Origin of the sequence: Neobacillus nitrireducens (assembly GCF_030915405.1) — a bacterium.
In the GTDB taxonomy this organism is placed as follows: Bacteria; Bacillota; Bacilli; order Bacillales; family Cytobacillaceae; genus Neobacillus.
Genome location: NZ_CP133262.1, coordinates 3,122,298 through 3,147,417 on the forward strand (window position 1 = coordinate 3,122,298; position 25,120 = coordinate 3,147,417).

The 25,120-nt window shown below is 45.3% G+C and carries 13 protein-coding genes, 9 tRNA genes and 6 rRNA genes; all 28 read right to left on the reverse strand.

The genetic code is table 11. From position 1 onward, the window contains the following. Position 1: 1 nt before the first annotated feature. On the reverse strand, positions 2 to 1,384 hold the full coding sequence (radA, locus tag RCG22_RS15095; protein WP_308103625.1) for a DNA repair protein RadA: 1,383 nt from the start codon (positions 1,382 to 1,384) through the stop codon (positions 2 to 4). A 343-nt stretch (positions 1,385 to 1,727) separates the two neighbouring features. Beyond that, positions 1,728 to 4,169 carry an ATP-dependent protease ATP-binding subunit ClpC gene (gene clpC, locus RCG22_RS15100; RefSeq protein ID WP_098262352.1) on the reverse strand — a complete coding sequence of 814 codons (2,442 nt, stop codon included), beginning with the start codon at positions 4,167 to 4,169 and terminating at the stop codon, positions 1,728 to 1,730. A 17-nt stretch (positions 4,170 to 4,186) separates the two neighbouring features. Beyond that, positions 4,187 to 5,257: a protein-arginine kinase McsB gene (mcsB, locus tag RCG22_RS15105; protein WP_308103626.1), complete on the reverse strand. Its 1,071-nt coding sequence runs from the start codon at positions 5,255 to 5,257 to the stop codon at positions 4,187 to 4,189. 1 nt (position 5,258) lies between these two features. Further along, complete coding sequence (gene mcsA / locus RCG22_RS15110; protein WP_098262354.1) at positions 5,259 to 5,807, reverse strand: protein-arginine kinase activator protein McsA; 549 nt, start codon at positions 5,805 to 5,807, stop codon at positions 5,259 to 5,261. Positions 5,808 to 5,834: 27 nt separating this feature from the next. Then, positions 5,835 to 6,296: a CtsR family transcriptional regulator gene (locus RCG22_RS15115; protein WP_098262355.1), complete on the reverse strand. Its 462-nt coding sequence runs from the start codon at positions 6,294 to 6,296 to the stop codon at positions 5,835 to 5,837. Between the two features lie 771 nt (positions 6,297 to 7,067). Further along, positions 7,068 to 7,184, reverse strand: a 5S ribosomal RNA gene (gene rrf / locus RCG22_RS15120). Positions 7,185 to 7,261: 77 nt separating this feature from the next. After that, a 23S ribosomal RNA gene (locus tag RCG22_RS15125) occupies positions 7,262 to 10,198 on the reverse strand. Positions 10,199 to 10,406: 208 nt separating this feature from the next. Continuing rightward, positions 10,407 to 11,944 (reverse strand): 16S ribosomal RNA (locus RCG22_RS15130). 171 nt (positions 11,945 to 12,115) lie between these two features. Then, positions 12,116 to 12,191: transfer RNA gene (locus tag RCG22_RS15135), tRNA-Ala, on the reverse strand. A 16-nt stretch (positions 12,192 to 12,207) separates the two neighbouring features. After that, a tRNA-Pro gene (locus tag RCG22_RS15140) sits at positions 12,208 to 12,284 on the reverse strand. Positions 12,285 to 12,289: 5 nt separating this feature from the next. Next, positions 12,290 to 12,363, reverse strand: a tRNA-Arg gene (locus RCG22_RS15145). A 22-nt stretch (positions 12,364 to 12,385) separates the two neighbouring features. Then, positions 12,386 to 12,474: transfer RNA gene (locus RCG22_RS15150), tRNA-Leu, on the reverse strand. Between the two features lie 10 nt (positions 12,475 to 12,484). Further along, positions 12,485 to 12,556, reverse strand: a tRNA-Gly gene (locus RCG22_RS15155). 16 nt (positions 12,557 to 12,572) lie between these two features. Further along, positions 12,573 to 12,654 (reverse strand) — tRNA-Leu (locus RCG22_RS15160). 34 nt (positions 12,655 to 12,688) lie between these two features. Beyond that, positions 12,689 to 12,764, reverse strand: a tRNA-Lys gene (locus tag RCG22_RS15165). Between the two features lie 20 nt (positions 12,765 to 12,784). Beyond that, a tRNA-Thr gene (locus RCG22_RS15170) sits at positions 12,785 to 12,860 on the reverse strand. Positions 12,861 to 12,870: 10 nt separating this feature from the next. Continuing rightward, a tRNA-Val gene (locus RCG22_RS15175) sits at positions 12,871 to 12,946 on the reverse strand. A 9-nt stretch (positions 12,947 to 12,955) separates the two neighbouring features. Further along, positions 12,956 to 13,072: ribosomal RNA gene (gene rrf / locus RCG22_RS15180) — 5S ribosomal RNA — on the reverse strand. A 77-nt stretch (positions 13,073 to 13,149) separates the two neighbouring features. Next, positions 13,150 to 16,084: ribosomal RNA gene (locus tag RCG22_RS15185) — 23S ribosomal RNA — on the reverse strand. Positions 16,085 to 16,292: 208 nt separating this feature from the next. Continuing rightward, a 16S ribosomal RNA gene (locus tag RCG22_RS15190) occupies positions 16,293 to 17,830 on the reverse strand. Together the 16S, 23S and 5S rRNA genes with 9 tRNA genes alongside form the textbook arrangement of a ribosomal RNA operon. Positions 17,831 to 18,179: 349 nt before the next feature. Further along, complete coding sequence (gene lysS / locus RCG22_RS15195; protein WP_308103627.1) at positions 18,180 to 19,664, reverse strand: lysine--tRNA ligase; 1,485 nt, start codon at positions 19,662 to 19,664, stop codon at positions 18,180 to 18,182. Positions 19,665 to 19,855: 191 nt separating this feature from the next. Beyond that, complete coding sequence (gene dusB / locus RCG22_RS15200; protein WP_308103628.1) at positions 19,856 to 20,857, reverse strand: tRNA dihydrouridine synthase DusB; 1,002 nt, start codon at positions 20,855 to 20,857, stop codon at positions 19,856 to 19,858. Between the two features lie 92 nt (positions 20,858 to 20,949). After that, positions 20,950 to 21,156, reverse strand: coding sequence for a helix-turn-helix domain-containing protein (locus RCG22_RS15205; RefSeq protein ID WP_098262704.1), 207 nt, complete (start codon positions 21,154 to 21,156; stop codon positions 20,950 to 20,952). After that, positions 21,108 to 21,635 carry a 2-amino-4-hydroxy-6-hydroxymethyldihydropteridine diphosphokinase gene (gene folK, locus RCG22_RS15210; protein WP_308103629.1) on the reverse strand — a complete coding sequence of 176 codons (528 nt, stop codon included), beginning with the start codon at positions 21,633 to 21,635 and terminating at the stop codon, positions 21,108 to 21,110. The genes RCG22_RS15205 and folK overlap by 49 nt, the downstream gene beginning before the upstream one ends. 2 nt (positions 21,636 to 21,637) lie before the next feature. Beyond that, the gene (folB, locus tag RCG22_RS15215; protein WP_308103630.1) at positions 21,638 to 21,997 is read right to left on the reverse strand and encodes a dihydroneopterin aldolase; all 360 of its coding nucleotides are present in this window, start codon (positions 21,995 to 21,997) and stop codon (positions 21,638 to 21,640) included. Next, positions 21,990 to 22,832: a dihydropteroate synthase gene (gene folP, locus RCG22_RS15220; protein ID WP_308103631.1), complete on the reverse strand. Its 843-nt coding sequence runs from the start codon at positions 22,830 to 22,832 to the stop codon at positions 21,990 to 21,992. Before folP ends, folB begins: the two co-directional genes overlap by 8 nt. Before the next feature lie 195 nt (positions 22,833 to 23,027). Continuing rightward, the gene (gene cysK, locus RCG22_RS15225) at positions 23,028 to 23,957 is read right to left on the reverse strand and encodes a cysteine synthase A (protein WP_098262708.1); all 930 of its coding nucleotides are present in this window, start codon (positions 23,955 to 23,957) and stop codon (positions 23,028 to 23,030) included. A gap of 159 nt (positions 23,958 to 24,116) precedes the next feature. Beyond that, positions 24,117 to 24,998 carry a peptidyl-prolyl cis-trans isomerase gene (locus tag RCG22_RS15230; protein WP_308103632.1) on the reverse strand — a complete coding sequence of 294 codons (882 nt, stop codon included), beginning with the start codon at positions 24,996 to 24,998 and terminating at the stop codon, positions 24,117 to 24,119. Positions 24,999 to 25,120: the final 122 nt, after the last annotated feature.

Here is a 25,120-nt window from a genome sequence, read left to right on the forward strand (position 1 = left end):
GCTACCCTCCCAACGCTGCTTTTAATGCTTCACTTACGTTCGAAACCCCAATGAGTTCAATTCCCTTTGGTCCCTTCCAGCCGCCAAGATTATTAGCCGGCAAGATGACCCGTTCAAATCCCAGCTTGGCTGCTTCCTGGACGCGCTGCTCAATCCTAGATACCCTTCTCACTTCACCGGTTAACCCGACTTCACCAATAATACAATCGGTTGGTCTTGTTGGTTGATCTTTATAACTCGAAGCAATACTCACAGATATGGCTAGATCAATCGCCGGTTCATCTAATTTTACGCCCCCTGCAACTTTCAAGTAGGCATCCTGATTCTGAAGGAGCATTCCGACTCGTTTTTCTAATACGGCCATCAATAGGGGCACACGGTTATGATCGATTCCAGTTGCCATTCTTCTTGGATTCCCAAAACTAGTCGGGGATATCAATGCTTGAATTTCAACGAGGACCGGCCTTGTCCCTTCCATTGATGCCACTACCGTAGAGCCTGCGGCACCCCGTGAACGCTCTTCCAAGAATATTTCTGAAGGATTGGCCACTTCTTCCAGACCTAATTCTTTCATTTCAAAAATCCCCATTTCATTGGTTGAACCGAAACGGTTTTTGACTGCCCTTAGAATTCGGTAGGTATGGTGTCTTTCCCCTTCAAAATAGAGAACGGTATCCACCATATGCTCAAGCAACCGAGGACCCGCAATCGAGCCTTCCTTGGTTACATGCCCGACAATAAATATGGCAATCCCTTTGGTCTTCCCGATTCTCATTAATTCCGATGTACACTCACGAACTTGTGAGACACTTCCCGGTGCACTGGTTACATCTGGATGAAATACCGTCTGAATGGAATCAATGATCACAAAGCTTGGATTCGAATGATCAATGGTTCGGTTGATTTCCTCAAGATTCGTTTCAGCGTAGACGAGGAGATTTTCAGAGGATATCCCTAATCGTTCCGCACGAAGCTTGGTTTGTCGCATGGATTCCTCTCCGGATATGTATAAAACCTGATTGCCTTTATTGGCGAGTTGGGAAGATACTTGTAAGAGGAGTGTTGACTTACCGATTCCGGGGTCTCCGCCAATCAGCACTAAGGAACCCTTGACCACGCCCCCGCCAAGCACCCGGTTTAATTCATTTAAGTCCGTTAGAATCCTTGGTTCATTTTCCATCTCTATGGAGTTAATCGGCATAGGTTTAGCTAATAGTCCTGACCCGCTTTGGGAATGAGCAAAGGCACCTCTTCTAGTCACACCGGTTACTTCAACTTCCTCAACCATCTTATTCCATTCACCACAGCCGGGACATTTACCCATCCACTTAGCTGACTCATACCCGCACTCCTGACACATAAACTTTGTTTTTCGTTTTGCCATTCTTCTTCGATCCTCTCATACAGAAGTCCACTAGCCGCTGGGCGCTGGAGCCAGAAAGTTTTCTAAGTTCAAAAACTTATACTTTTTTCTAAAAACAAAAGGCACAAGCACCCTATAGCGAGGACGCTATTTGCTGGGCGCTAGAGCCAGAATCTGTTGACTATTTCAAGGTTACCACACCTAATTTATTTTTTCACTTCAAAGCGCAAGCGCCCTGAAGCAGGACAATTTTCAAAGTCGAAATTATTATACTTTCTTTCTTTTCTCGAAAAAAAGAGGTACACGATTTTTCTTTATTTACGTGTACCTCTGCATGGGTATAGCAGCCTAATTGATTACCATTCTATTTGACCAAACTTGTTTTCTCAGCTGTTCGAACAGTGAATTCGCCATTGTCTACATCGATTACTGCATGCTGACCTGTTAATAATGTTCCTTTTAATAGTTCTTCAGAAAGCCGGTCTTCAATATGCTTTTGAATCGCACGGCGTAGTGGTCGTGCACCATACTCTGGATCATAGCCTTCTTCAGAAATCTTTGCCTTTGCCGCAGCTGTTAATTCTAAGGAAATATGCTGCTCCTTTAAGCGTTTAATTAACTGCTCTGATAACAAGGTGACAATTTCTTCAAGATGCTTTCTCTCTAACGCATGGAAAACAATAATTTCATCGATACGATTCAGGAATTCAGGACGGAAGGCTTTCTTTAATTCTCCCATTACTTTCCCCTTCATATCTTTATAATCCTGATCGCCATCTTGAATATTAAAGCCGACATACTTGTTCCGTTTGAGTGCTTCAGCACCAACATTGGATGTCATAATCAAGACCGTATTACGGAAATCTACAGTTCTTCCTTTTGAATCTGTCAAACGGCCATCTTCAAGAACTTGGAGCAGGATATTAAATACGTCTGGGTGTGCCTTTTCAATTTCATCGAGCAAAACAACAGAGTATGGCTTTCTACGAACCTTTTCTGTTAATTGGCCGCCTTCTTCATAGCCTACATATCCTGGCGGTGAACCAACCAGACGGGATGTAGAATGTTTCTCCATATACTCGGACATATCAATTCGAATCATCGCATCTTCATCACCAAACATAGCCTCAGCAAGAGCACGAGCTAATTCCGTTTTACCAACACCTGTAGGTCCTAAGAAAACGAAGGAACCAATTGGACGTTTTGGATCTTTTAATCCTGCTCTCGCACGGCGGACAGCCTTAGAAACCGCCTTAACAGCCTCCTCTTGGCCAATGACACGAGAATGAAGAACTTCCTCTAAATTAAGCAGCTTCGTCATTTCTGTTTGAGCAAGCTTAGAAACAGGTACTCCGGTCCAGCTGGAAACAACACTGGCAATATCTTCAACGGTTACTTCATTATTTTCTTTCCCTTGCTTTTCTTTCCAGTTCTTCTTTGTCTCCTCGAGTTGTTCACGCAAACGCTGCTCCGTATCCCGTAAAGAAGCAGCCTTTTCGAATTCTTGACTCTGCACGGCAGAATCCTTTTCTTTTCGAACTTCCTCAAGCTTCACTTCTAATTCTTTTAAATTAGGTGGAGTCGTAAAGGAACGAAGACGAACCTTGGACCCTGCTTCATCAATTAGATCGATCGCTTTATCCGGCAAGAAGCGATCAGAGATATAGCGGTCTGATAATTTTACAGCTGCTTGAATGGCTTCATCCGTAATCGAGACACGGTGATGGGCCTCATAGCGATCACGTAAACCTTCTAAAATTTGAATCGATTCTTCAGCCGTTGGTTCATCGACACGAATCGGCTGGAAACGTCGTTCAAGTGCTGCATCCTTTTCAATATATTTACGATATTCATCGAGAGTAGTCGCACCGATACATTGAAGCTCCCCACGAGCAAGCGATGGCTTTAAGATATTGGAAGCATCAATAGCCCCTTCTGCACCACCAGCACCAATCAATGTGTGGAGCTCATCAATGAAAAGAATAATATTCCCGGCTTGGCGAATTTCATCCATAACTTTTTTTAGACGATCTTCAAATTCACCGCGATATTTTGTCCCTGCTACGACTGTACCCATATCAAGGGTCATTACCCGTTTATCACGAAGAATTTCTGGAACCTCATTATTAACAATTTGCTGGGCGAGTCCTTCAGCAATTGCTGTTTTACCAACTCCCGGCTCTCCAATTAATACCGGGTTATTTTTAGTCCGACGGCTTAGCACTTCAATGACACGTTGAATTTCTTTTCCACGTCCTATCACAGGATCAAGGCTTCCTTCACGCGCAATCGAGGTTAAATCACGGGCAAGACTATCGAGTGTAGGCGTGTTGGCACTAGCTGATGCTCCGCCTTGATGCCCGCCAGACTCATTACTTCCCAATAGTTGAAGCACCTGCTGTCTTGCCTTATTCAAACTTACACCCAAATTGTTTAGTACTCGGGCTGCAACCCCTTCGCCTTCGCGGATTAAACCAAGGAGAATATGTTCTGTGCCGACATAGGAATGTCCTAATTTTCGTGCCTCATCCATTGATAATTCAATGACCTTTTTAGCTCTAGGAGTGTAGTGAATAGTTTGAGAAGCTTCCTGTCCTTTGCCAATTAAATTTTCTACTTCTTTTTGAATTTTTTCAGAACCTAACCCCAGTCCATAAAGGGCCTTTGCTGCTATCCCTTCGCCTTCTCGAGTTAAACCTAATAAAATGTGCTCTGTTCCAATATTATTATGGCCAAGACGAATGGCTTCCTCTTGTGCTAAAGCTAGAACCTTCTGCGCTCTTTCAGTAAAACGGCCGAACATCATATTCTCTTCCTCCCCACCTATTTTTCTTGCTCCATTTTTATTCGATCCCTAATTAACGCTGCCCGTCTGATGTCTCTTTCATATGGCCTTAATGAACCCCCAGCGTATTGCTGTAAGAAACCTGGCTGGGTCAAAATCATTAATTCATTTAAGATTGTCTTAGGCATTTTATCAATATAACCCATATCTATTCCAAGCCGAACATCAGATAAACACCTAGCTGCTTCTTTTGATTCAATAATTCGGCTATTAGATAACACTCCTAATGATCGGAAAACCCTATCTTCTAATTGTATGTTTGAAGTTTTGCGTAATGCTTCACGTGCCGACCTTTCTTGTGAAATTAGCTGGCTGACAACCCCCTTAAGATCACGACTAATATCTTCTTCTGATTTCCCAAGTGTGATTTGATTAGAAATTTGAAATATATTACCTAAAGCTTCGCTACCTTCCCCATAAATTCCTCTAACAACAAGGCCTAATTGATTAATTGCTGGAATAATTTTATTAATTTGCTGTGTTAACATTAACCCGGGCAAGTGCATCATCACAGAAGCACGGAGACCGGTTCCCACGTTTGTCGGACAACTGGTTAAATATCCATGTTTTTCATCAAATGCGTATTGAACATTACTCTCAAGCCAATCATCGATTTCATTCGCAGCATCCAATGCTTCCGATAATTGCAACCCTGGGTATAAGCACTGAATCCGGATATGATCCTCTTCATTAATCATAATACTAACTTCTTCATTTTCGGTTAATAGAACTGCCCCATATCGTGAATCTTCCGCAAGATGCGGGCTTATTAGATGTTTTTCAACTAGTACCCTTTTCTGAAGCGGCTGTAATTCCTCAATTTTTAATAATTCCATATGGCCAAACTTTTCTATAGGCGATTGATTTAATATAAATTCCATATTTTCAATAATCAATTTGGCTTCTTCATGAGTAAAAAGTGTTGGAAACTTATACTCATCAAAGTTGCGAGCCAAGCGTATCCGGGAGCTGAGGACAATATCTGAATCCGGTCCTTCTGCGCTCATCCACGAACTGACAGCTTGATTTAGAAACCGTTCGAGCGACACGTTATTCCCCTCCCTCGTGGCTGGCTGCTAAATTTTTCTCCAGGTTTCGTATTTCATCGCGAATTTCTGCAGCCTTTTCAAATTCTTCATTGTTGATTGAATCTTTAAGAATACTTTTCAATTCCTCAATTTGTTTACGTAGATGAATTCCTCCACCTATTCTTTTTGGTATTTTCCCATTATGTGTCCAGTTTCCACTATGGAGTCGCCTTAATACTGGTTTAAGTTGTTCCTTAAATGCTTCGTAACAATGGGAACATCCAAAGCGACCCACTTTTAAAAACTGTGGAAAGGTCATTGAGCAAGAGTCACATTGAAGAATTTCCTCTTGATGGAAGGGACTCTGGCTAGGCTTTTGGAAGTTAGGATCAATATTTAATAATCCTGCCAATAAATTATTAAAAGTAAAACCGGATTCCCCATTAAAAATAAACATTTCGCCCTTTTCCTGAGCACACTTTTCACACAGATGCACTTCTGTCTTTTCCCCATTGATTATTTTTGTAAAATGAAGCGCTGCAGGTCTTTGATTACATTCTTGGCAAATCATACTTTCACCTCTTTACACAGAAAAAATTTACTTATATTTTAAAGATGTTAACATCGCTTTAAGCATTCTTGCTCTTAATTCATCTCGGTATGGAAGATCAATATACAGAACGGAACGATCGATTACACTTAGCATAATTTTCGCTTCCCGCTGTGAAATAATTTCTTCTTGTATGAGCCTTAATATGACATCCTCTGCACTTGTTTGACTAACCCTGCCTTGAATAAGTGCGAGCAATTGATCTATTAAGTGGGCCAAGTCATGGGATTGAACTTTCATAATCCGTATATATCCGCCGCCGCCCCGTTTACTTTCGACAATATATCCTCTTTCAATCGTAAAACGGGTATTAATCACATAATTTATTTGAGAGGGTACACATTGGAATTTATCAGCAACTTCACTCCGTTTAATTTCAACAAGATCCTTTTCACTTAATTCCAATACTTGTTTAAGATATTTTTCAATAATATCAGAGATGTTTCTCATCTTCCCACCCCCATTCTCTGACTTTGACTATCTTTGACTAAATTATACTTAATTTTTTATGTAGATGCAACGATTCACTATTATAGATTTTCTCCAAATCTCGTCATTGTGAAACCTAGGAAAGATGAAAAGTATTGCTGTGTTGACTCCTTATTTAATTTGGGCATAAAAAAAACAACCATTTCTGTAAAGGATTCTGTTAACTATTGCAAACATTAAAAATGTAATGCAAAAAGACCTTCAAATTGTATGGTAATTTGGAGGTCCTTTTTTGTTGATATAAAGGGATTTCAATAATTATTTAGGAGAATTTGTAGTGCAATTTGTATATTAAAGTGTTGGGGTACAATAGCCAGTGTAACTCTGCAAAATAAACTACAATTTTACTTACAAATTGGTATACAGGAAATATTGGTTAGGCTCTTCTATAACTGAATGTTGATTTCAATGTGTCTGAAAAATAAACGGAGAAAATCCGGCTAAATTGGGAAATACCCATATTTCCTTAAAAATAAGGGGAGTTTTTCCGCTTATATGATCCAAATCTTTAGATATTGTCTTACTTAGAGGAGTTAAGCGGAATATCTCCGTCTATATCGGGTGCTTTAGCTTCATCTAAAAATAATAGACGGAAATTTTCCGCCTATGAATTCTCATACCTACGCAAAAATCGATTCGAAAGACACTTTCCCTGCTTTCCGATGGTGTTTTGTCCTTCGGAATCCCCATATAACTAAAAAAACAACCATTTCTGGTTGTTTTTTTAAATGTGCCTGGCAACGTCCTACTCTCACAGGGACGCGTGTCCCAACTACCATCGGCGCTGAGAAGCTTAACTTCCGTGTTCGGTATGGGAACGGGTGTGACCTTCTCGCCATTGCTGCCAGACTATAAAATTAGAGGTATCATTCCCTCAAAACTAGATAATGCAGAAGAAGTTTGTAAAAACGAGTTCGCTTTAAAATTTGGTTAAGTCCTCGAACGATTAGTATCAGTCAGCTCCACATGTTACCACGCTTCCACCTCTGACCTATCAACCTGATCATCTTTCAGGGTTCTTACTAGCTTGCGCTATGGGAAATCTCATCTTGAGGGGGGCTTCATGCTTAGATGCTTTCAGCACTTATCCCGTCCGCACATAGCTACCCAGCGATGCCCTTGGCAGAACAACTGGTACACCAGCGGTGCGTCCATCCCGGTCCTCTCGTACTAAGGACAGCTCCTCTCAAATTTCCTGCGCCCACGACGGATAGGGACCGAACTGTCTCACGACGTTCTGAACCCAGCTCGCGTACCGCTTTAATGGGCGAACAGCCCAACCCTTGGGACCGACTACAGCCCCAGGATGCGATGAGCCGACATCGAGGTGCCAAACCTCCCCGTCGATGTGGACTCTTGGGGGAGATAAGCCTGTTATCCCCGGGGTAGCTTTTATCCGTTGAGCGATGGCCCTTCCATGCGGAACCACCGGATCACTAAGCCCGACTTTCGTCCCTGCTCGACTTGTAGGTCTCGCAGTCAAGCTCCCTTGTGCCTTTACACTCTGCGAATGATTTCCAACCATTCTGAGGGAACCTTTGGGCGCCTCCGTTACTCTTTAGGAGGCGACCGCCCCAGTCAAACTGCCCACCTGACACTGTCTCCCACCCCGATCAGGGGTGCGGGTTAGAATTTCAATACAGCCAGGGTAGTATCCCACCGACGCCTCCACCGAAGCTAGCGCTCCGGCTTCTCAGGCTCCTACCTATCCTGTACAAGCTGTACCAAAATTCAATATCAGGCTACAGTAAAGCTCCACGGGGTCTTTCCGTCCTGTCGCGGGTAACCTGCATCTTCACAGGTACTATAATTTCACCGAGTCTCTCGTTGAGACAGTGCCCAGATCGTTACGCCTTTCGTGCGGGTCGGAACTTACCCGACAAGGAATTTCGCTACCTTAGGACCGTTATAGTTACGGCCGCCGTTTACTGGGGCTTCGATTCAGAGCTTCGCTTAGCAGCTAACCCCTCCTCTTAACCTTCCAGCACCGGGCAGGCGTCAGCCCCTATACTTCGCCTTGCGGCTTCGCAGAGACCTGTGTTTTTGCTAAACAGTCGCCTGGACCTATTCACTGCGGCTCTTCGAGGCTATTCACCTCAAAAAGCACCCCTTCTCCCGAAGTTACGGGGTCATTTTGCCGAGTTCCTTAACGAGAGTTCTCTCGCTCACCTTAGGATTCTCTCCTCGCCTACCTGTGTCGGTTTGCGGTACGGGCACCATTTATCTCGCTAGAGGCTTTTCTTGGCAGTGTGGAATCAGGAACTTCGGTACTAAATTTCCCTCGCTATCACAGCTCAGCCTTAGTGAGAAGCGGATTTGCCTACTTCTCAGCCTAACTGCTTAGACGCGCATATCCAACAGCGCGCTTACCCTATCCTCCTGCGTCCCCCCATTGCTCAAACGATAAAGAGGTGGTACAGGAATATCAACCTGTTGTCCATCGCCTACGCCTTTCGGCCTCGGCTTAGGTCCCGACTAACCCTGAGCGGACGAGCCTTCCTCAGGAAACCTTAGGCATTCGGTGGATGAGATTCTCACTCATCTTTCGCTACTCATACCGGCATTCTCACTTCTAAGCGCTCCACCAGTCCTTACGGTCTAGCTTCAACGCCCTTAGAACGCTCTCCTACCACTGACATCTAAGATGTCAATCCACAGCTTCGGTGATACGTTTAGCCCCGGTACATTTTCGGCGCAGAGTCATTCGACCAGTGAGCTATTACGCACTCTTTAAATGGTGGCTGCTTCTAAGCCAACATCCTGGTTGTCTAAACAACTCCACATCCTTTTCCACTTAACGTATACTTTGGGACCTTAGCTGGTGGTCTGGGCTGTTTCCCTTTTGACTACGGATCTTATCACTCGCAGTCTGACTCCCACGGATAAGTCTTTGGCATTCGGAGTTTGTCTGAATTCGGTAACCCGATGAGGGCCCCTAGTCCAAACAGTGCTCTACCTCCAAGACTCTTACTACGTGAGGCTAGCCCTAAAGCTATTTCGGAGAGAACCAGCTATCTCCAAGTTCGATTGGAATTTCTCCGCTACCCACACCTCATCCCCGCACTTTTCAACGTGCGTGGGTTCGGGCCTCCATCCAGTGTTACCTGGACTTCACCCTGGACATGGGTAGATCACCTGGTTTCGGGTCTACGACCACATACTCATACGCCCTATTCAGACTCGCTTTCGCTGCGGCTCCGTCTCTTCAACTTAACCTTGCATGGGATCGTAACTCGCCGGTTCATTCTACAAAAGGCACGCTATTACCCATTAACGGGCTCTAACTACTTGTAGGCACACGGTTTCAGGAACTATTTCACTCCCCTTCCGGGGTGCTTTTCACCTTTCCCTCACGGTACTGGTTCACTATCGGTCACTAGGGAGTATTTAGCCTTGGGAGATGGTCCTCCCTGCTTCCGACCGGATTTCTCGTGTCCGGCCGTACTCAGGATCCACTCAGGAGGGAACGAAGTTTCGACTACAGGGTTTTTACCTTCTATGACGGACCTTTCCAGGTCGCTTCATCTACCCCGTTCCTTTGTAACTCCATGTTGAGTGTCCTACAACCCCAAGAGGCAAGCCTCTTGGTTTGGGCTATGTCCCGTTTCGCTCGCCGCTACTCAGGGAATCGCGTTTGCTTTCTCTTCCTCCGGGTACTTAGATGTTTCAGTTCCCCGGGTATGCCTTCCATACCCTATGTATTCAGGTAAAGATACTGTTCCATTACGAACAGTGGGTTCCCCCATTCGGAAATCTCCGGATCAAAGCTTACTTACAGCTCCCCGAAGCATATCGGTGTTAGTCCCGTCCTTCATCGGCTCCTAGTGCCAAGGCATTCACCGTGCGCCCTTTCTAACTTAACCTAAAAGGTTTATAACTCTTACTTACATAAGAGAGAAAATCTAAAATGGCGATTACTCGATGTTTACTTTGCTTCTTCTTACGATTATCTAGTTTTCAAAGAACGATTAAAAAAAGCCTTGAGAGATTGTACTCTCAAAACTAAACAAACAAAGATCGCGTTACAAACAAACTGTTTTGTCTGGCTCACAGGTCCAGCTTTATCCTTAGAAAGGAGGTGATCCAGCCGCACCTTCCGATACGGCTACCTTGTTACGACTTCACCCCAATCATCTGTCCCACCTTAGGCGGCTGGCTCCTTACGGTTACCCCACCGACTTCGGGTGTTACAAACTCTCGTGGTGTGACGGGCGGTGTGTACAAGGCCCGGGAACGTATTCACCGCGGCATGCTGATCCGCGATTACTAGCGATTCCGGCTTCATGCAGGCGAGTTGCAGCCTGCAATCCGAACTGAGAATGGTTTTATGGGATTGGCTAAACCTCGCGGTCTTGCAGCCCTTTGTACCATCCATTGTAGCACGTGTGTAGCCCAGGTCATAAGGGGCATGATGATTTGACGTCATCCCCACCTTCCTCCGGTTTGTCACCGGCAGTCACCTTAGAGTGCCCAACTAAATGCTGGCAACTAAGATCAAGGGTTGCGCTCGTTGCGGGACTTAACCCAACATCTCACGACACGAGCTGACGACAACCATGCACCACCTGTCACTCTGTCCCCCGAAGGGGAACGTCCTATCTCTAGGAGTGTCAGAGGATGTCAAGACCTGGTAAGGTTCTTCGCGTTGCTTCGAATTAAACCACATGCTCCACCGCTTGTGCGGGCCCCCGTCAATTCCTTTGAGTTTCAGCCTTGCGGCCGTACTCCCCAGGCGGAGTGCTTAATGCGTTAGCTGCAGCACTAAGGGGCGGAAACCCCCTAACACTTAGCACTCATCGTTTACGGCGTGGACTACCAGGGTATCTAATCCTGTTTGCTCCCCACGCTTTCGCGCCTCAGCGTCAGTTACAGACCAGAAAGCCGCCTTCGCCACTGGTGTTCCTCCACATCTCTACGCATTTCACCGCTACACGTGGAATTCCGCTTTCCTCTTCTGCACTCAAGTCCCCCAGTTTCCAATGACCCTCCACGGTTGAGCCGTGGGCTTTCACATCAGACTTAAAGGACCGCCTGCGCGCGCTTTACGCCCAATAATTCCGGACAACGCTTGCCACCTACGTATTACCGCGGCTGCTGGCACGTAGTTAGCCGTGGCTTTCTGGTTAGGTACCGTCAAGGTACCGGCAGTTACTCCGGTACTTGTTCTTCCCTAACAACAGAGCTTTACGACCCGAAGGCCTTCATCGCTCACGCGGCGTTGCTCCATCAGACTTTCGTCCATTGTGGAAGATTCCCTACTGCTGCCTCCCGTAGGAGTCTGGGCCGTGTCTCAGTCCCAGTGTGGCCGATCACCCTCTCAGGTCGGCTACGCATCGTCGCCTTGGTGAGCCGTTACCTCACCAACTAGCTAATGCGCCGCGGGCCCATCTGTAAGTGTCAGCCGAAACCGACTTTCAGCATTTCCTCATGAGAGGAAATGGATTATCCGGTATTAGCACCGGTTTCCCGGTGTTATCCCAGTCTTACAGGCAGGTTGCCCACGTGTTACTCACCCGTCCGCCGCTAACCACCGAAGTGATTCGCTCGACTTGCATGTATTAGGCACGCCGCCAGCGTTCGTCCTGAGCCAGGATCAAACTCTCCAAGAAAGTTGATTAGCTCATTTTGTTACGTTGGCTTAGTTTCATAAATGAAACTAATAATTTTTTATTTGTTTGCACGATCTTGTTTGTTTAGTTTTCAAAGAACAATTTATTGCCGCAACTGCGACTATACTAACAGAATATTATTACTGCGTCAATATTAAAATAAATAATTTTTGGTGGAGTCTAGGGGGATCGAACCCCTGACCTCCTGCGTGCAAAGCAGGCGCTCTCCCAGCTGAGCTAAGACCCCAGATTATAATAAGGAATGGTCGGGAAGACAGGATTCGAACCTGCGACCCCTTGGTCCCAAACCAAGTGCTCTACCAAGCTGAGCTACTTCCCGTTAAGTGCGCCCTGAGAGATTCGAACTCCCGACCTTTTGATTCGTAGTCAAACACTCTATCCAGCTGAGCTAAGGGCGCATATGAAATTTATTAACTTAAATGGTGCCGAGGACCGGAATCGAACCGGTACGGTAGTCACCTACCGCAGGATTTTAAGTCCTGTGCGTCTGCCAGTTCCGCCACCCCGGCACAAATAGAGAGCGGAAGACGGGATTCGAACCCGCGACCCCCACCTTGGCAAGGTGATGTTCTACCACTGAACTACTTCCGCATATAAAAGTTAATGATGCGGGTGAAGGGAGTCGAACCCCCACGCCTTGCGGCGCCAGATCCTAAGTCTGGTGCGTCTGCCAATTCCGCCACACCCGCATATTGAAAGTTATTTTGCTAGTGCAAAAAACTTTGGTGAGCCATGAAGGACTCGAACCTTCGACCCTCTGATTAAAAGTCAGATGCTCTACCAACTGAGCTAATGGCTCATCGTAAGATGAGAAAAAAGTGGTGCCGGCGAGAGGACTTGAACCCCCAACCTACTGATTACAAGTCAGTTGCTCTACCAATTGAGCTACCCCGGCATAGGAAATATGGTGGAGGATGACGGGCTCGAACCGCCGACCCTCTGCTTGTAAGGCAGATGCTCTCCCAGCTGAGCTAATCCTCCATATATACCGCCTGGCAACGTCCTACTCTCACAGGGACGCGTGTCCCAACTACCATCGGCGCTGAGAAGCTTAACTTCCGTGTTCGGTATGGGAACGGGTGTGACCTTCTCGCCATTGCTGCCAGACTATAAAATTAGAGGTATCATTCCCTCAAAACTAGATAATGCAGAAGAAGTTTGTAAAAACGAGTTCGCTTTAAAATTTGGTTAAGTCCTCGAACGATTAGTATCAGTCAGCTCCACATGTTACCACGCTTCCACCTCTGACCTATCAACCTGATCATCTTTCAGGGTTCTTACTAGCTTGCGCTATGGGAAATCTCATCTTGAGGGGGGCTTCATGCTTAGATGCTTTCAGCACTTATCCCGTCCGCACATAGCTACCCAGCGATGCCCTTGGCAGAACAACTGGTACACCAGCGGTGCGTCCATCCCGGTCCTCTCGTACTAAGGACAGCTCCTCTCAAATTTCCTGCGCCCACGACGGATAGGGACCGAACTGTCTCACGACGTTCTGAACCCAGCTCGCGTACCGCTTTAATGGGCGAACAGCCCAACCCTTGGGACCGACTACAGCCCCAGGATGCGATGAGCCGACATCGAGGTGCCAAACCTCCCCGTCGATGTGGACTCTTGGGGGAGATAAGCCTGTTATCCCCGGGGTAGCTTTTATCCGTTGAGCGATGGCCCTTCCATGCGGAACCACCGGATCACTAAGCCCGACTTTCGTCCCTGCTCGACTTGTAGGTCTCGCAGTCAAGCTCCCTTGTGCCTTTACACTCTGCGAATGATTTCCAACCATTCTGAGGGAACCTTTGGGCGCCTCCGTTACTCTTTAGGAGGCGACCGCCCCAGTCAAACTGCCCACCTGACACTGTCTCCCACCCCGATCAGGGGTGCGGGTTAGAATTTCAATACAGCCAGGGTAGTATCCCACCGACGCCTCCACCGAAGCTAGCGCTCCGGCTTCTCAGGCTCCTACCTATCCTGTACAAGCTGTACCAAAATTCAATATCAGGCTACAGTAAAGCTCCACGGGGTCTTTCCGTCCTGTCGCGGGTAACCTGCATCTTCACAGGTACTATAATTTCACCGAGTCTCTCGTTGAGACAGTGCCCAGATCGTTACGCCTTTCGTGCGGGTCGGAACTTACCCGACAAGGAATTTCGCTACCTTAGGACCGTTATAGTTACGGCCGCCGTTTACTGGGGCTTCGATTCAGAGCTTCGCTTGTGCTAACCCCTCCTCTTAACCTTCCAGCACCGGGCAGGCGTCAGCCCCTATACTTCGCCTTGCGGCTTCGCAGAGACCTGTGTTTTTGCTAAACAGTCGCCTGGGCCTATTCACTGCGGCTCTTCGAGGCTATTCACCTCAAAAAGCACCCCTTCTCCCGAAGTTACGGGGTCATTTTGCCGAGTTCCTTAACGAGAGTTCTCTCGCTCACCTTAGGATTCTCTCCTCGCCTACCTGTGTCGGTTTGCGGTACGGGCACCATTTATCTCGCTAGAGGCTTTTCTTGGCAGTGTGGAATCAGGAACTTCGGTACTAAATTTCCCTCGCTATCACAGCTCAGCCTTAGTGAGAAGCGGATTTGCCTACTTCTCAGCCTAACTGCTTAGACGCGCATATCCAACAGCGCGCTTACCCTATCCTCCTGCGTCCCCCCATTGCTCAAACGATAAAGAGGTGGTACAGGAATATCAACCTGTTGTCCATCGCCTACGCCTTTCGGCCTCGGCTTAGGTCCCGACTAACCCTGAGCGGACGAGCCTTCCTCAGGAAACCTTAGGCATTCGGTGGATGAGATTCTCACTCATCTTTCGCTACTCATACCGGCATTCTCACTTCTAAGCGCTCCACCAGTCCTTACGGTCTAGCTTCAACGCCCTTAGAACGCTCTCCTACCACTGACATCTAAGATGTCAATCCACAGCTTCGGTGATACGTTTAGCCCCGGTACATTTTCGGCGCAGAGTCATTCGACCAGTGAGCTATTACGCACTCTTTAAATGGTGGCTGCTTCTAAGCCAACATCCTGGTTGTCTAAACAACTCCACATCCTTTTCCACTTAACGTATACTTTGGGACCTTAGCTGGTGGTCTGGGCTGTTTCCCTTTTGACTACGGATCTTATCACTCGCAGTCTGACTCCCACGGATAAGTCTTTGGCATTCGGAGTTTGTCTGAATTCGGTAACCCGATGAGGGCCCCTAGTCCAAACAGTGCTCTACCTCCAAGACTCTTACTACGTGAGGCTAGCCCTAAAGCTATTTCGGAGAGAACCAGCTATCTCCAAGTTCGATTGGAATTTCTCCGCTACCCACACCTCATCCCCGCACTTTTCAACGTGCGTGGGTTCGGGCCTCCATCCAGTGTTACCTGGACTTCACCCTGGACATGGGTAGATCACCTGGTTTCGGGTCTACGACCACATACTCATACGCCCTATTCAGACTCGCTTTCGCTGCGGCTCCGTCTTTTCAACTTAACCTTGCATGGGATCGTAACTCGCCGGTTCATTCTACAAAAGGCACGCTATTACCCATTAACGGGCTCTAACTACTTGTAGGCACACGGTTTCAGGAACTATTTCACTCCCCTTCCGGGGTGCTTTTCACCTTTCCCTCACGGTACTGGTTCACTATCGGTCACTAGGGAGTATTTAGCCTTGGGAGATGGTCCTCCCTGCTTCCGACCGGATTTCTCGTGTCCGGCCGTACTCAGGATCCACTCAGGAGGGAACGAAGTTTCGACTACAGGGTTTTTACCTTCTATGACGGACCTTTCCAGGTCGCTTCATCTACCCCGTTCCTTTGTAACTCCATGTTGAGTGTCCTACAACCCCAAGAGGCAAGCCTCTTGGTTTGGGCTATGTCCCGTTTCGCTCGCCGCTACTCAGGGAATCGCGTTTGCTTTCTCTTCCTCCGGGTACTTAGATGTTTCAGTTCCCCGGGTATGCCTTCCATACCCTATGTATTCAGGTAAAGATACTGTTCCATTACGAACAGTGGGTTCCCCCATTCGGAAATCTCCGGATCAAAGCTTACTTACAGCTCCCCGAAGCATATCGGTGTTAGTCCCGTCCTTCATCGGCTCCTAGTGCCAAGGCATTCACCGTGCGCCCTTTCTAACTTAACCTAAAAGGTTTATAACTCTTACTTACATAAGAGAGAAAAACTAAAATGGCGATTACTCGATGTTTACTTTGCTTCTTCTTACGATTATCTAGTTTTCAAAGAACGATTAAAAAAAGCTTTGAGAGATTGTACTCTCAAAACTAAACAAACAAAGATCGCATTACAAACAAACTGTTTTGTCTGGCTCACAGGTCCAGCTTTATCCTTAGAAAGGAGGTGATCCAGCCGCACCTTCCGATACGGCTACCTTGTTACGACTTCACCCCAATCATCTGTCCCACCTTAGGCGGCTGGCTCCTTACGGTTACCCCACCGACTTCGGGTGTTACAAACTCTCGTGGTGTGACGGGCGGTGTGTACAAGGCCCGGGAACGTATTCACCGCGGCATGCTGATCCGCGATTACTAGCGATTCCGGCTTCATGCAGGCGAGTTGCAGCCTGCAATCCGAACTGAGAATGGTTTTATGGGATTGGCTAAACCTCGCGGTCTTGCAGCCCTTTGTACCATCCATTGTAGCACGTGTGTAGCCCAGGCCATAAGGGGCATGATGATTTGACGTCATCCCCACCTTCCTCCGGTTTGTCACCGGCAGTCACCTTAGAGTGCCCAACTAAATGTTGGCAACTAAGATCAAGGGTTGCGCTCGTTGCGGGACTTAACCCAACATCTCACGACACGAGCTGACGACAACCATGCACCACCTGTCACTCTGTCCCCCGAAGGGGAACGTCCTATCTCTAGGAGTGTCAGAGGATGTCAAGACCTGGTAAGGTTCTTCGCGTTGCTTCGAATTAAACCACATGCTCCACCGCTTGTGCGGGCCCCCGTCAATTCCTTTGAGTTTCAGCCTTGCGGCCGTACTCCCCAGGCGGAGTGCTTAATGCGTTAGCTGCAGCACTAAGGGGCGGAAACCCCCTAACACTTAGCACTCATCGTTTACGGCGTGGACTACCAGGGTATCTAATCCTGTTTGCTCCCCACGCTTTCGCGCCTCAGCGTCAGTTACAGACCAGAAAGCCGCCTTCGCCACTGGTGTTCCTCCACATCTCTACGCATTTCACCGCTACACGTGGAATTCCGCTTTCCTCTTCTGCACTCAAGTCCCCCAGTTTCCAATGACCCTCCACGGTTGAGCCGTGGGCTTTCACATCAGACTTAAAGGACCGCCTGCGCGCGCTTTACGCCCAATAATTCCGGACAACGCTTGCCACCTACGTATTACCGCGGCTGCTGGCACGTAGTTAGCCGTGGCTTTCTGGTTAGGTACCGTCAAGGTACCGGCAGTTACTCCGGTACTTGTTCTTCCCTAACAACAGAGCTTTACGACCCGAAGGCCTTCATCGCTCACGCGGCGTTGCTCCATCAGACTTTCGTCCATTGTGGAAGATTCCCTACTGCTGCCTCCCGTAGGAGTCTGGGCCGTGTCTCAGTCCCAGTGTGGCCGATCACCCTCTCAGGTCGGCTACGCATCGTCGCCTTGGTGAGCCGTTACCTCACCAACTAGCTAATGCGCCGCGGGCCCATCTGTAAGTGTCAGCCGAAACCGACTTTCAGCTTTTCCTCATGAGAGGAAAAGGATTATCCGGTATTAGCACCGGTTTCCCGGTGTTATCCCAGTCTTACAGGCAGGTTGCCCACGTGTTACTCACCCGTCCGCCGCTAATCACCGAAGTGATTCGCTCGACTTGCATGTATTAGGCACGCCGCCAGCGTTCGTCCTGAGCCAGGATCAAACTCTCCAAGAAAGTTGATTAGCTCATTTTGTTACGTTGGCTTAGTTTCATAAATGAAACTAATAATTTATTGTTTGTTTGCACGATCTTGTTTGTTTAGTTTTCAAAGAACAATTTCTTTATCGCCTAAAAGCGACTTTATCATCTTACCAAGTTATTAACTGAAAGTCAATATCTTTTTTAATTTCTTTTTTTCAATGTCACTGTCTCGCAGCAACAGATATTAATATACCACCATTGGAGACCCAGTGCAAGAGTGTTTTCCGTTTTTTTACGAAATAATTCAAAGTAAAAATATTCTAACTTCTTTTTCTGATTTTCATTAAAAAAGTGCCAGTAGTCCCGGCACTTTTGTAAACTCTTATTTATGACGCATAAGCGGAAATAATAGAACATCACGGATAGATGGTGAATTTGTAAGCAGCATAACCAGGCGGTCTATTCCGATTCCTAATCCCCCTGTAGGCGGCATTCCATATTCTAGTGCTTCAACGAAGTCATCATCCATCATATGGGCCTCATCGTTTCCTTGTTCACGTTCCTTTAACTGCGATTCAAAACGTTCTCTTTGATCAATCGGATCATTTAGCTCGGTAAACGCGTTTGCGTGTTCACGTGCTACTATGAATAATTCAAAACGGTCTGTAAACCTTGAATCGTCATCATTTTTCTTGGCAAGTGGAGAAATCTCTACTGGATGGCCGTAAATAAAGGTTGGCTGGATTAGCTTTTCCTCTACCTTTTGCTCAAAGAATTCATTAACAATGTGACCATAAAGCATATTGTTATTTATTTCAACGCCATGTTCCTTAGCAAGATCGCGTGCCTCTTCCACACTCATCTCTTTCCAGAAATCTGCACCGGTGTATTCTTTAATTGCATCAACCATATGAAGTCTTTTCCATTCAGGTTTAAGGTCTATTTCATATTCCCCATATTGAATAGTAGTAGAACCCGCTACTTCTTGAGCAATGTGAGCCACTAAATTCTCTGTAAGACTCATGATATCACGATAATCGGCATAGGCTTCGTAAAGTTCAATCATGGTGAACTCTGGATTATGACGGGTTGAGACACCTTCGTTCCGGAATACTCGGCCAATTTCGTAAACCTTTTCCAGTCCGCCAACAATCAAGCGCTTTAAGTGAAGCTCAATTGCAATCCGCATAAATAACGGCATATCGAGCGCATTATGGTGCGTAATAAACGGACGTGCTGATGCTCCCCCGGCGATAGAATGCATCATCGGTGTTTCTACCTCTAAATAACCGTGGTCATCTAAATAACGGCGCATCGATTGAATAATACGGCTTCTTGCAATAAATGTCGCCTTACTTTCCTGACTCATGATTAAATCCAAATAACGCTGACGGTAGCGCTGTTCCACATCCTTAAGTCCATGGAACTTATCGGGAAGCGGTCGCAATGCCTTTGTTAAGAATACAAAGTTTTCTACCTTTACCGATAACTCGCCAACCTTTGTTTTAAATAATGTTCCTGTTACTCCAATAATGTCCCCTAGGTCTGAAGAATCGAATAGTTTATAACTTTCTTCACCGATGGCATCCTGACGAACATATACTTGGATTTGACCTGTTAAATCTTGAACATGCGCAAAACCGGCTTTACCTTTCCCGCGCTTCGTCATAATTCGGCCCGCTAAAGAAACGGATACATTTTTTGCCTCAATATCTTCCTTTTCTAATTCTCCATATTGCTCAATTAATTCATTTGTACTGTGTGAACGGTCAAAACGCTTACCAAATGGATCAAGACCATTTTCGCGCATGGTATTCATCTTTTCACGTCTGACCCTTAATTGGTCATTTAAATCTTCCTGGCTCATAAAATTCACTCCAATAATCATTTATTATGTAAAATGCTTTAAATAAGGCAATCCCATTTTTCTACATACTTTATTATTTTACACAAACTTATACTTTCAGACATCAAAAAAGATTTAATAAAATAAAAACTGCCAGTTTTTTCACTGGCAGCATCCAATTAGGATAGAAAAAGACACTTTAAGTGACAAATTTAACCTACAATCATCTGACTTTGCTCTTTTTCTTCAGCTTCTAAAACTAAATCATTTAATATTGTCACTAAGTGATCTCTATTCACACAATCATTAATGGCATTTCGCACTATCGCATTTCCTGGTACCTTTTTTAAATACCATGCCGCATGCTTACGCATTTCACGAACAGCAATACTCTCATTTTTAAGTGCAATTAAGCGGTCTAAATGAAGAATACATACATCTATTTTTTCTCTTACGGTCGGTTCAGGCATTAATATCCCTGATTCTAAATATTGAACAGTACGATAAATCATCCAAGGATCTCCTAGTGCCGCTCTTCCAATCATTACCCCATCCACGCCTGTTTCCTCGAGCATCCGTTTCGCATCCTGAGGAGTCTGGACGTCTCCATTCCCAATCAACGGAATTGTTAGGTTTTGCTTTACCTCACGGATGATATCCCAGTTCGCTTTTCCTTCATACATTTGAACACGTGTACGTCCATGTAGAGATATAGCCTTTCCACCGGCACGTTCTACAGCTTGGGCATTTTTCACCGCATAAATATGCTGCTCATCCCAGCCTATCCGCATTTTTACAGTTACAGGCTTTTCCACTTCCGCAACCACTGCAGAAACCATCTCGTAGATTTTATTTGGATCCAAAAGCCACTTTGCTCCCGCATCGCATTTCGTGATTTTGGGAACAGGACAACCCATATTAATATCGATAATATCGGCATTGGTATTCTTATCAACAAACTTGGCTGCTTCAACAAGGGTTTCCCTTTCGCCGCCAAAAATTTGCAAACTAAGCGGTTTTTCACGCTCATCGATGTAAAGCATATTGATCGTTTTTTCATTTTTATAAATGATACCTTTATCACTTACCATTTCCGCACAGACTAACCCTGCACCAAACTCTTTAACAGTTAGTCGGAATGCGGAGTTACAAACACCTGCCATTGGTGCCAATACGACAGGATTCTTCATCTCAATATTTCCAATCTTCAACACGCGCAAAACGACCTCCTCTTAAGTCTTTTCATTTCCTTCAAACTATAATCGCAAAGCGCCAGCATCAACCACTGCGCTAAACGAGGATCAGCTTATTCTTTAGGCGCTAAATCATCTACACTAATTTTTAATGAATAAGCGATCCTTTCAAGCAAATCACCTGCCGGCAGGCGGTTTCCTCTTTCAATTTCACCTAAAATTGATACAGATACACCTAGTTCCCTCGAAAAGCTTTCTTGTGTATAACCTTTTAGCTTTCGATAGGCTCGAATACGTCTTCCCCATTTTTCCGCTTCCATATTCGGACTCCTTCTTTGTTAGGTAATTCTTCTAATGATGATTCTAGCAATTGATTTATCTTAAAAAATTGGCTGTCGTGAGTTATTTCTAAAAGTGGAATGATTACGAATGCCCGTTCTAACATCCTAGGATGCGGAACAATTAATTTCTCGCTTTCAATATTTTCTTGGTTAAAGGTGAGAATGTCAAGGTCAATTGTGCGTGGCCCCCACCTGATTCCCCGTTTTCTTCCAAGTTCCAATTCAGTTTTTAAGCATAACTCTAATAACTCCAGTGCAGTTAACCCTGTTTGAATCTCAATTACCATATTCAAAAATAAATCTTGGTCTTCATAACCAACAGGATCTGTTTCATAAATGGAGGAGTAATTTACCAAATGGATGTTAGAATAACTTACTAATTGGTTGATTGCACTCGTTATATTGTCATAACGGTCTCCAATATTCGAGCCAAGGGCAATAAATGCTGTGTTTTCCACTTTTATCTTCTCCTTGTAATTTCTACTGCAACCGAATTGTAATGACCCGGAATCGGCGGATCAGGCTTTATTACCTTGACGGTAACCTCGGAAATGAGACCAAACCTTTTCAAAACCAGTGCAGCAATATTTTCTGCCACGGCTTCGACTAGCTTATAAGGTGGACCCTCGACTATGTCTTTAGATATTTGATAGAGCTCAGCGTAGTTGACTGAATACTCCAGTTCATCTGTTTCACCGGCTTTTTTTAAATCAAGGGACACGGCTAAATCGACAGCAAATCGCTGCCCTAACCGGTTCTCTTCTGGGAAAACTCCATGGTATCCGTAAAATTCCATCCGATTGATGTAGATCTTATCCAACCGTTTCACCCTTTCTCATTAGGGCATCCATCATTTTTGCCATTCTGCTCATTTCCTTGACATCATGAACACGAATAATGTGACAGCCCTTTTGAATTCCATAACAAATCGTTGCTCCGGTCCCTTCCATTCTTTCATGAACAGGCAGGTCCAATGCTTGTCCAATCATTGTTTTTCGGGACGTACCTAATAATACTGGATAGCCCAGTTTGACAAACGTATCTAAATTCTGCATGGTTAGTAGATTTTCTTGATAATCTCTTGCAAACCCAATCCCCGGGTCAACGATAATCTTCTCATCCTTTACCCCTGCATTTTTTACAATCGCAATACTTTCATAGAGGTCATTGATGACATCTCTCATGAAAACCTTGTAGTCCCGATTATGACGATTATGCATAAGCACGATGGGAACATCATAGTCAGCCGCCACTCGTCCCATATTTTCATCGGCCTTTGCCCCCCATATATCATTAATAATATGGGCTCCCGCTTCGATTGCCTGCTTGGCCACTTCTGCCTTATACGTATCAATGGATATCGGTACCTCAATATGTTCAGCTATCGCCCGAATAATCGGAATCACACGTTCCAATTCTTCCTCCACTGAGACAGCCGCAAATCCGGGACGTGTCGATTCCCCGCCAATATCAATAATATCAGCTCCATTTCTCACCATTTCTTTTGCACGTATAACGGCATTTTCTATTTCATTGAACTTGCCGCCATCTGAAAAGGAATCTGGAGTTGCATTTAAAATGCCCATTATCATGGTCTTTTTACTGAAATCTAAGGTATATGGTCCACATTGAATTTGTTCTCGAGTTGTGCTCATACCTATTCCTCCTATGCAGCCTTTTTTCACTCTTTTTATCATACATGAAAATATAAATAGTTTACAAAAAAACATGTAAGAGTCTTAACTTGTTTATGTGGCGCTCTGGCCCTTTTCCACAAAAAAGAAGCATCGGCAATCGCCAACGCCTCTCTTCAGTTCAACGCCGCTAAACGGACGTTTCCACTTTTTTAATTATTCAGCATCATACTGGTAAAGTGCTGTACTTAAATAGCGTTCACCATTATCAGGAATAATCGCTAGAACCTTTTTACCTTTTCCAAGTTTCTTAGCTACTTCTACCGCTGCGTGGATCGCTGCTCCTGAAGAAATACCGCCTAAGATTCCTTCTTCTCTTGCTGCACGTCTTGATGCTGAAAAAGCTTCCTCCGTGCCAACTTGAATGACTTCATCATAAATATCCGTATCTAAGGTTTCTGGAATAAACCCAGCTCCAAGACCTTGAAGTTTATGCGGGCCAGGTGATCCACCGGAAAGGATTGGAGAATCTGTTGGTTCGATTGCATAGATTTTGATTTCAGGAAATTTCTCACGAAGAACACTTCCTGCGCCAGTGATGGTACCGCCCGTTCCAATACCTGACACAAATGCATCTAGTTGGTCCATTTGTTCAACAATCTCTTTACCTGTTGTTCTTCTGTGAACTTCAGGATTCGCTTGGTTTTTGAATTGCTGCGGTAAGAAATAACCATGTTCTTGTACTAGCTCTTCCGCCTTAGCAATAGCACCCTTCATCCCAGCCGGACCCGGTGTTAACACAAGTTCTGCGCCGTAAGCACGGAGCAGGTTCCGTCTTTCTAAACTCATCGTTTCAGGCATAACAAACACAGCTTTGTAACCTTTTGCTGCAGCAATCATCGCAAGTCCAATTCCTGTATTTCCACTTGTAGGCTCAATAATAGTATCGACACCCGGTTTGATTAAACCTTGCTCTTCTGCCGCTTCAATCATAGCTAAAGCGATACGATCCTTAACACTACTGCCGGGATTAAAATACTCAAGCTTTAAATAAACCTCTGCACTATTTTCATCTACTAATCTGTTTAATTTAACAATTGGTGTTTGACCGACTAATTCGGCCACTGAATTTGCAACACGTACCATTAAGAGCACCCCTATTCCGAGTAAGTTGATTGGATTTATTATAATATTAAATTTACCAGTATTAGACTGTGTTTGTCAATCGTTTTATTTTGGTATTTTTCCAATATTTCAAATGTTGGAAAGGAAAAACACAGAAGTATCTCCTGTGTTTTAATATCCCTATTTTCCGTAAACCCAATCCACCTTAGCATCATTCCAAAAAGGAGCAGCAGATACAGGAATATTCATTTTTTCAAGCGCCATTTGACGGCGAATTGTCTCTTTCACATCTTTAAAGGCATAGTTCCGTCCAGTTATTTTCCCTTCCAACTTAAGGATGGCAAAACCTTGTTCAATGTTAATTGGCTGACTGTATGCCCCCGTCTTTAATTCCTTAGCTATTTGAATATATTCAAGAGGGTATCTCTCATCTTGTTCACTAATGTATCCGATATCTCCACCTTCATTGGCGGAAAATTCATCGATCGAACGTTCCATCGCTAACGTTGAAAAATTCGAACCCTCTCCCAACTCTTGTCGCGTCTGATCTGCTTCTTCCTTGGTTCCTACAACGATGTGTGATAAGTGGTAAGCAGCAGGGACATTAAAAAGGTCTTTATTTTTTTGATAATAACTCTCTAATTCATCGTTTGAAACTTTCGCATCTTTTGTTAAAAGTTCCTCTAACAGGAGATTAGTCCGGATTTGTTCCTTCAATCTTTTCTCATTCTTGAGATTTTGCTTACCGAACGAATTGTAGGTTGCCTTCAGCATTCTAAATTCTCGCTCAACATCCAGATTGGATATCTTGATTCTATATTTTGCGGCCATTTCTTCGATAACCTTTTGATCGACCATATCTTTTAGAACATCTTTCCCATACCGTGCTTCTAGTTCATTAAGCCATTCTTTTCTTTCGATTGTTTTTCCTCTGACCGTCGCTACTGTCTCTTGATCTTCTGCTCCGACTGCCAGATTTGCCTTTGATAGAAAAAAGGCGAGCGTTAGGCAGTTTATCAATATTAGGGCAGCAATAACCGTCCATAGCTGCTTCCTCCCCAATCTCTCTCCCCCAATCAGAAAAGCGCAAGCACCCGTTTAGCGGCGTATGGACTGGAGCCCTTTGACTGAGATAAAGGAAACACGGAGAGCGGAGCGATCCGATGTTGACTTATCGTAGGGAA

Coding starts and splice junctions, on each gene's coding strand:
- radA (WP_308103625.1), bottom strand. CDS start 1,384: ATGGCAAAACGAAAAACAAAGTTTATGTGTCAGGAGTGCGGGTATGAG.
- clpC (WP_098262352.1), bottom strand. CDS start 4,169: ATGATGTTCGGCCGTTTTACTGAAAGAGCGCAGAAGGTTCTAGCTTTA.
- mcsA (WP_098262354.1), bottom strand. CDS start 5,807: ATGATTTGCCAAGAATGTAATCAAAGACCTGCAGCGCTTCATTTTACA.
- RCG22_RS15115 (WP_098262355.1), bottom strand. CDS start 6,296: ATGAGAAACATCTCTGATATTATTGAAAAATATCTTAAACAAGTATTG.
- lysS (WP_308103627.1), bottom strand. CDS start 19,664: ATGAGCCAGGAAGATTTAAATGACCAATTAAGGGTCAGACGTGAAAAG.
- RCG22_RS15205 (WP_098262704.1), bottom strand. CDS start 21,156: ATGGAAGCGGAAAAATGGGGAAGACGTATTCGAGCCTATCGAAAGCTA.
- folP (WP_308103631.1), bottom strand. CDS start 22,832: ATGAGCACAACTCGAGAACAAATTCAATGTGGACCATATACCTTAGAT.
- cysK (WP_098262708.1), bottom strand. CDS start 23,957: ATGGTACGTGTTGCAAATTCAGTGGCCGAATTAGTCGGTCAAACACCA.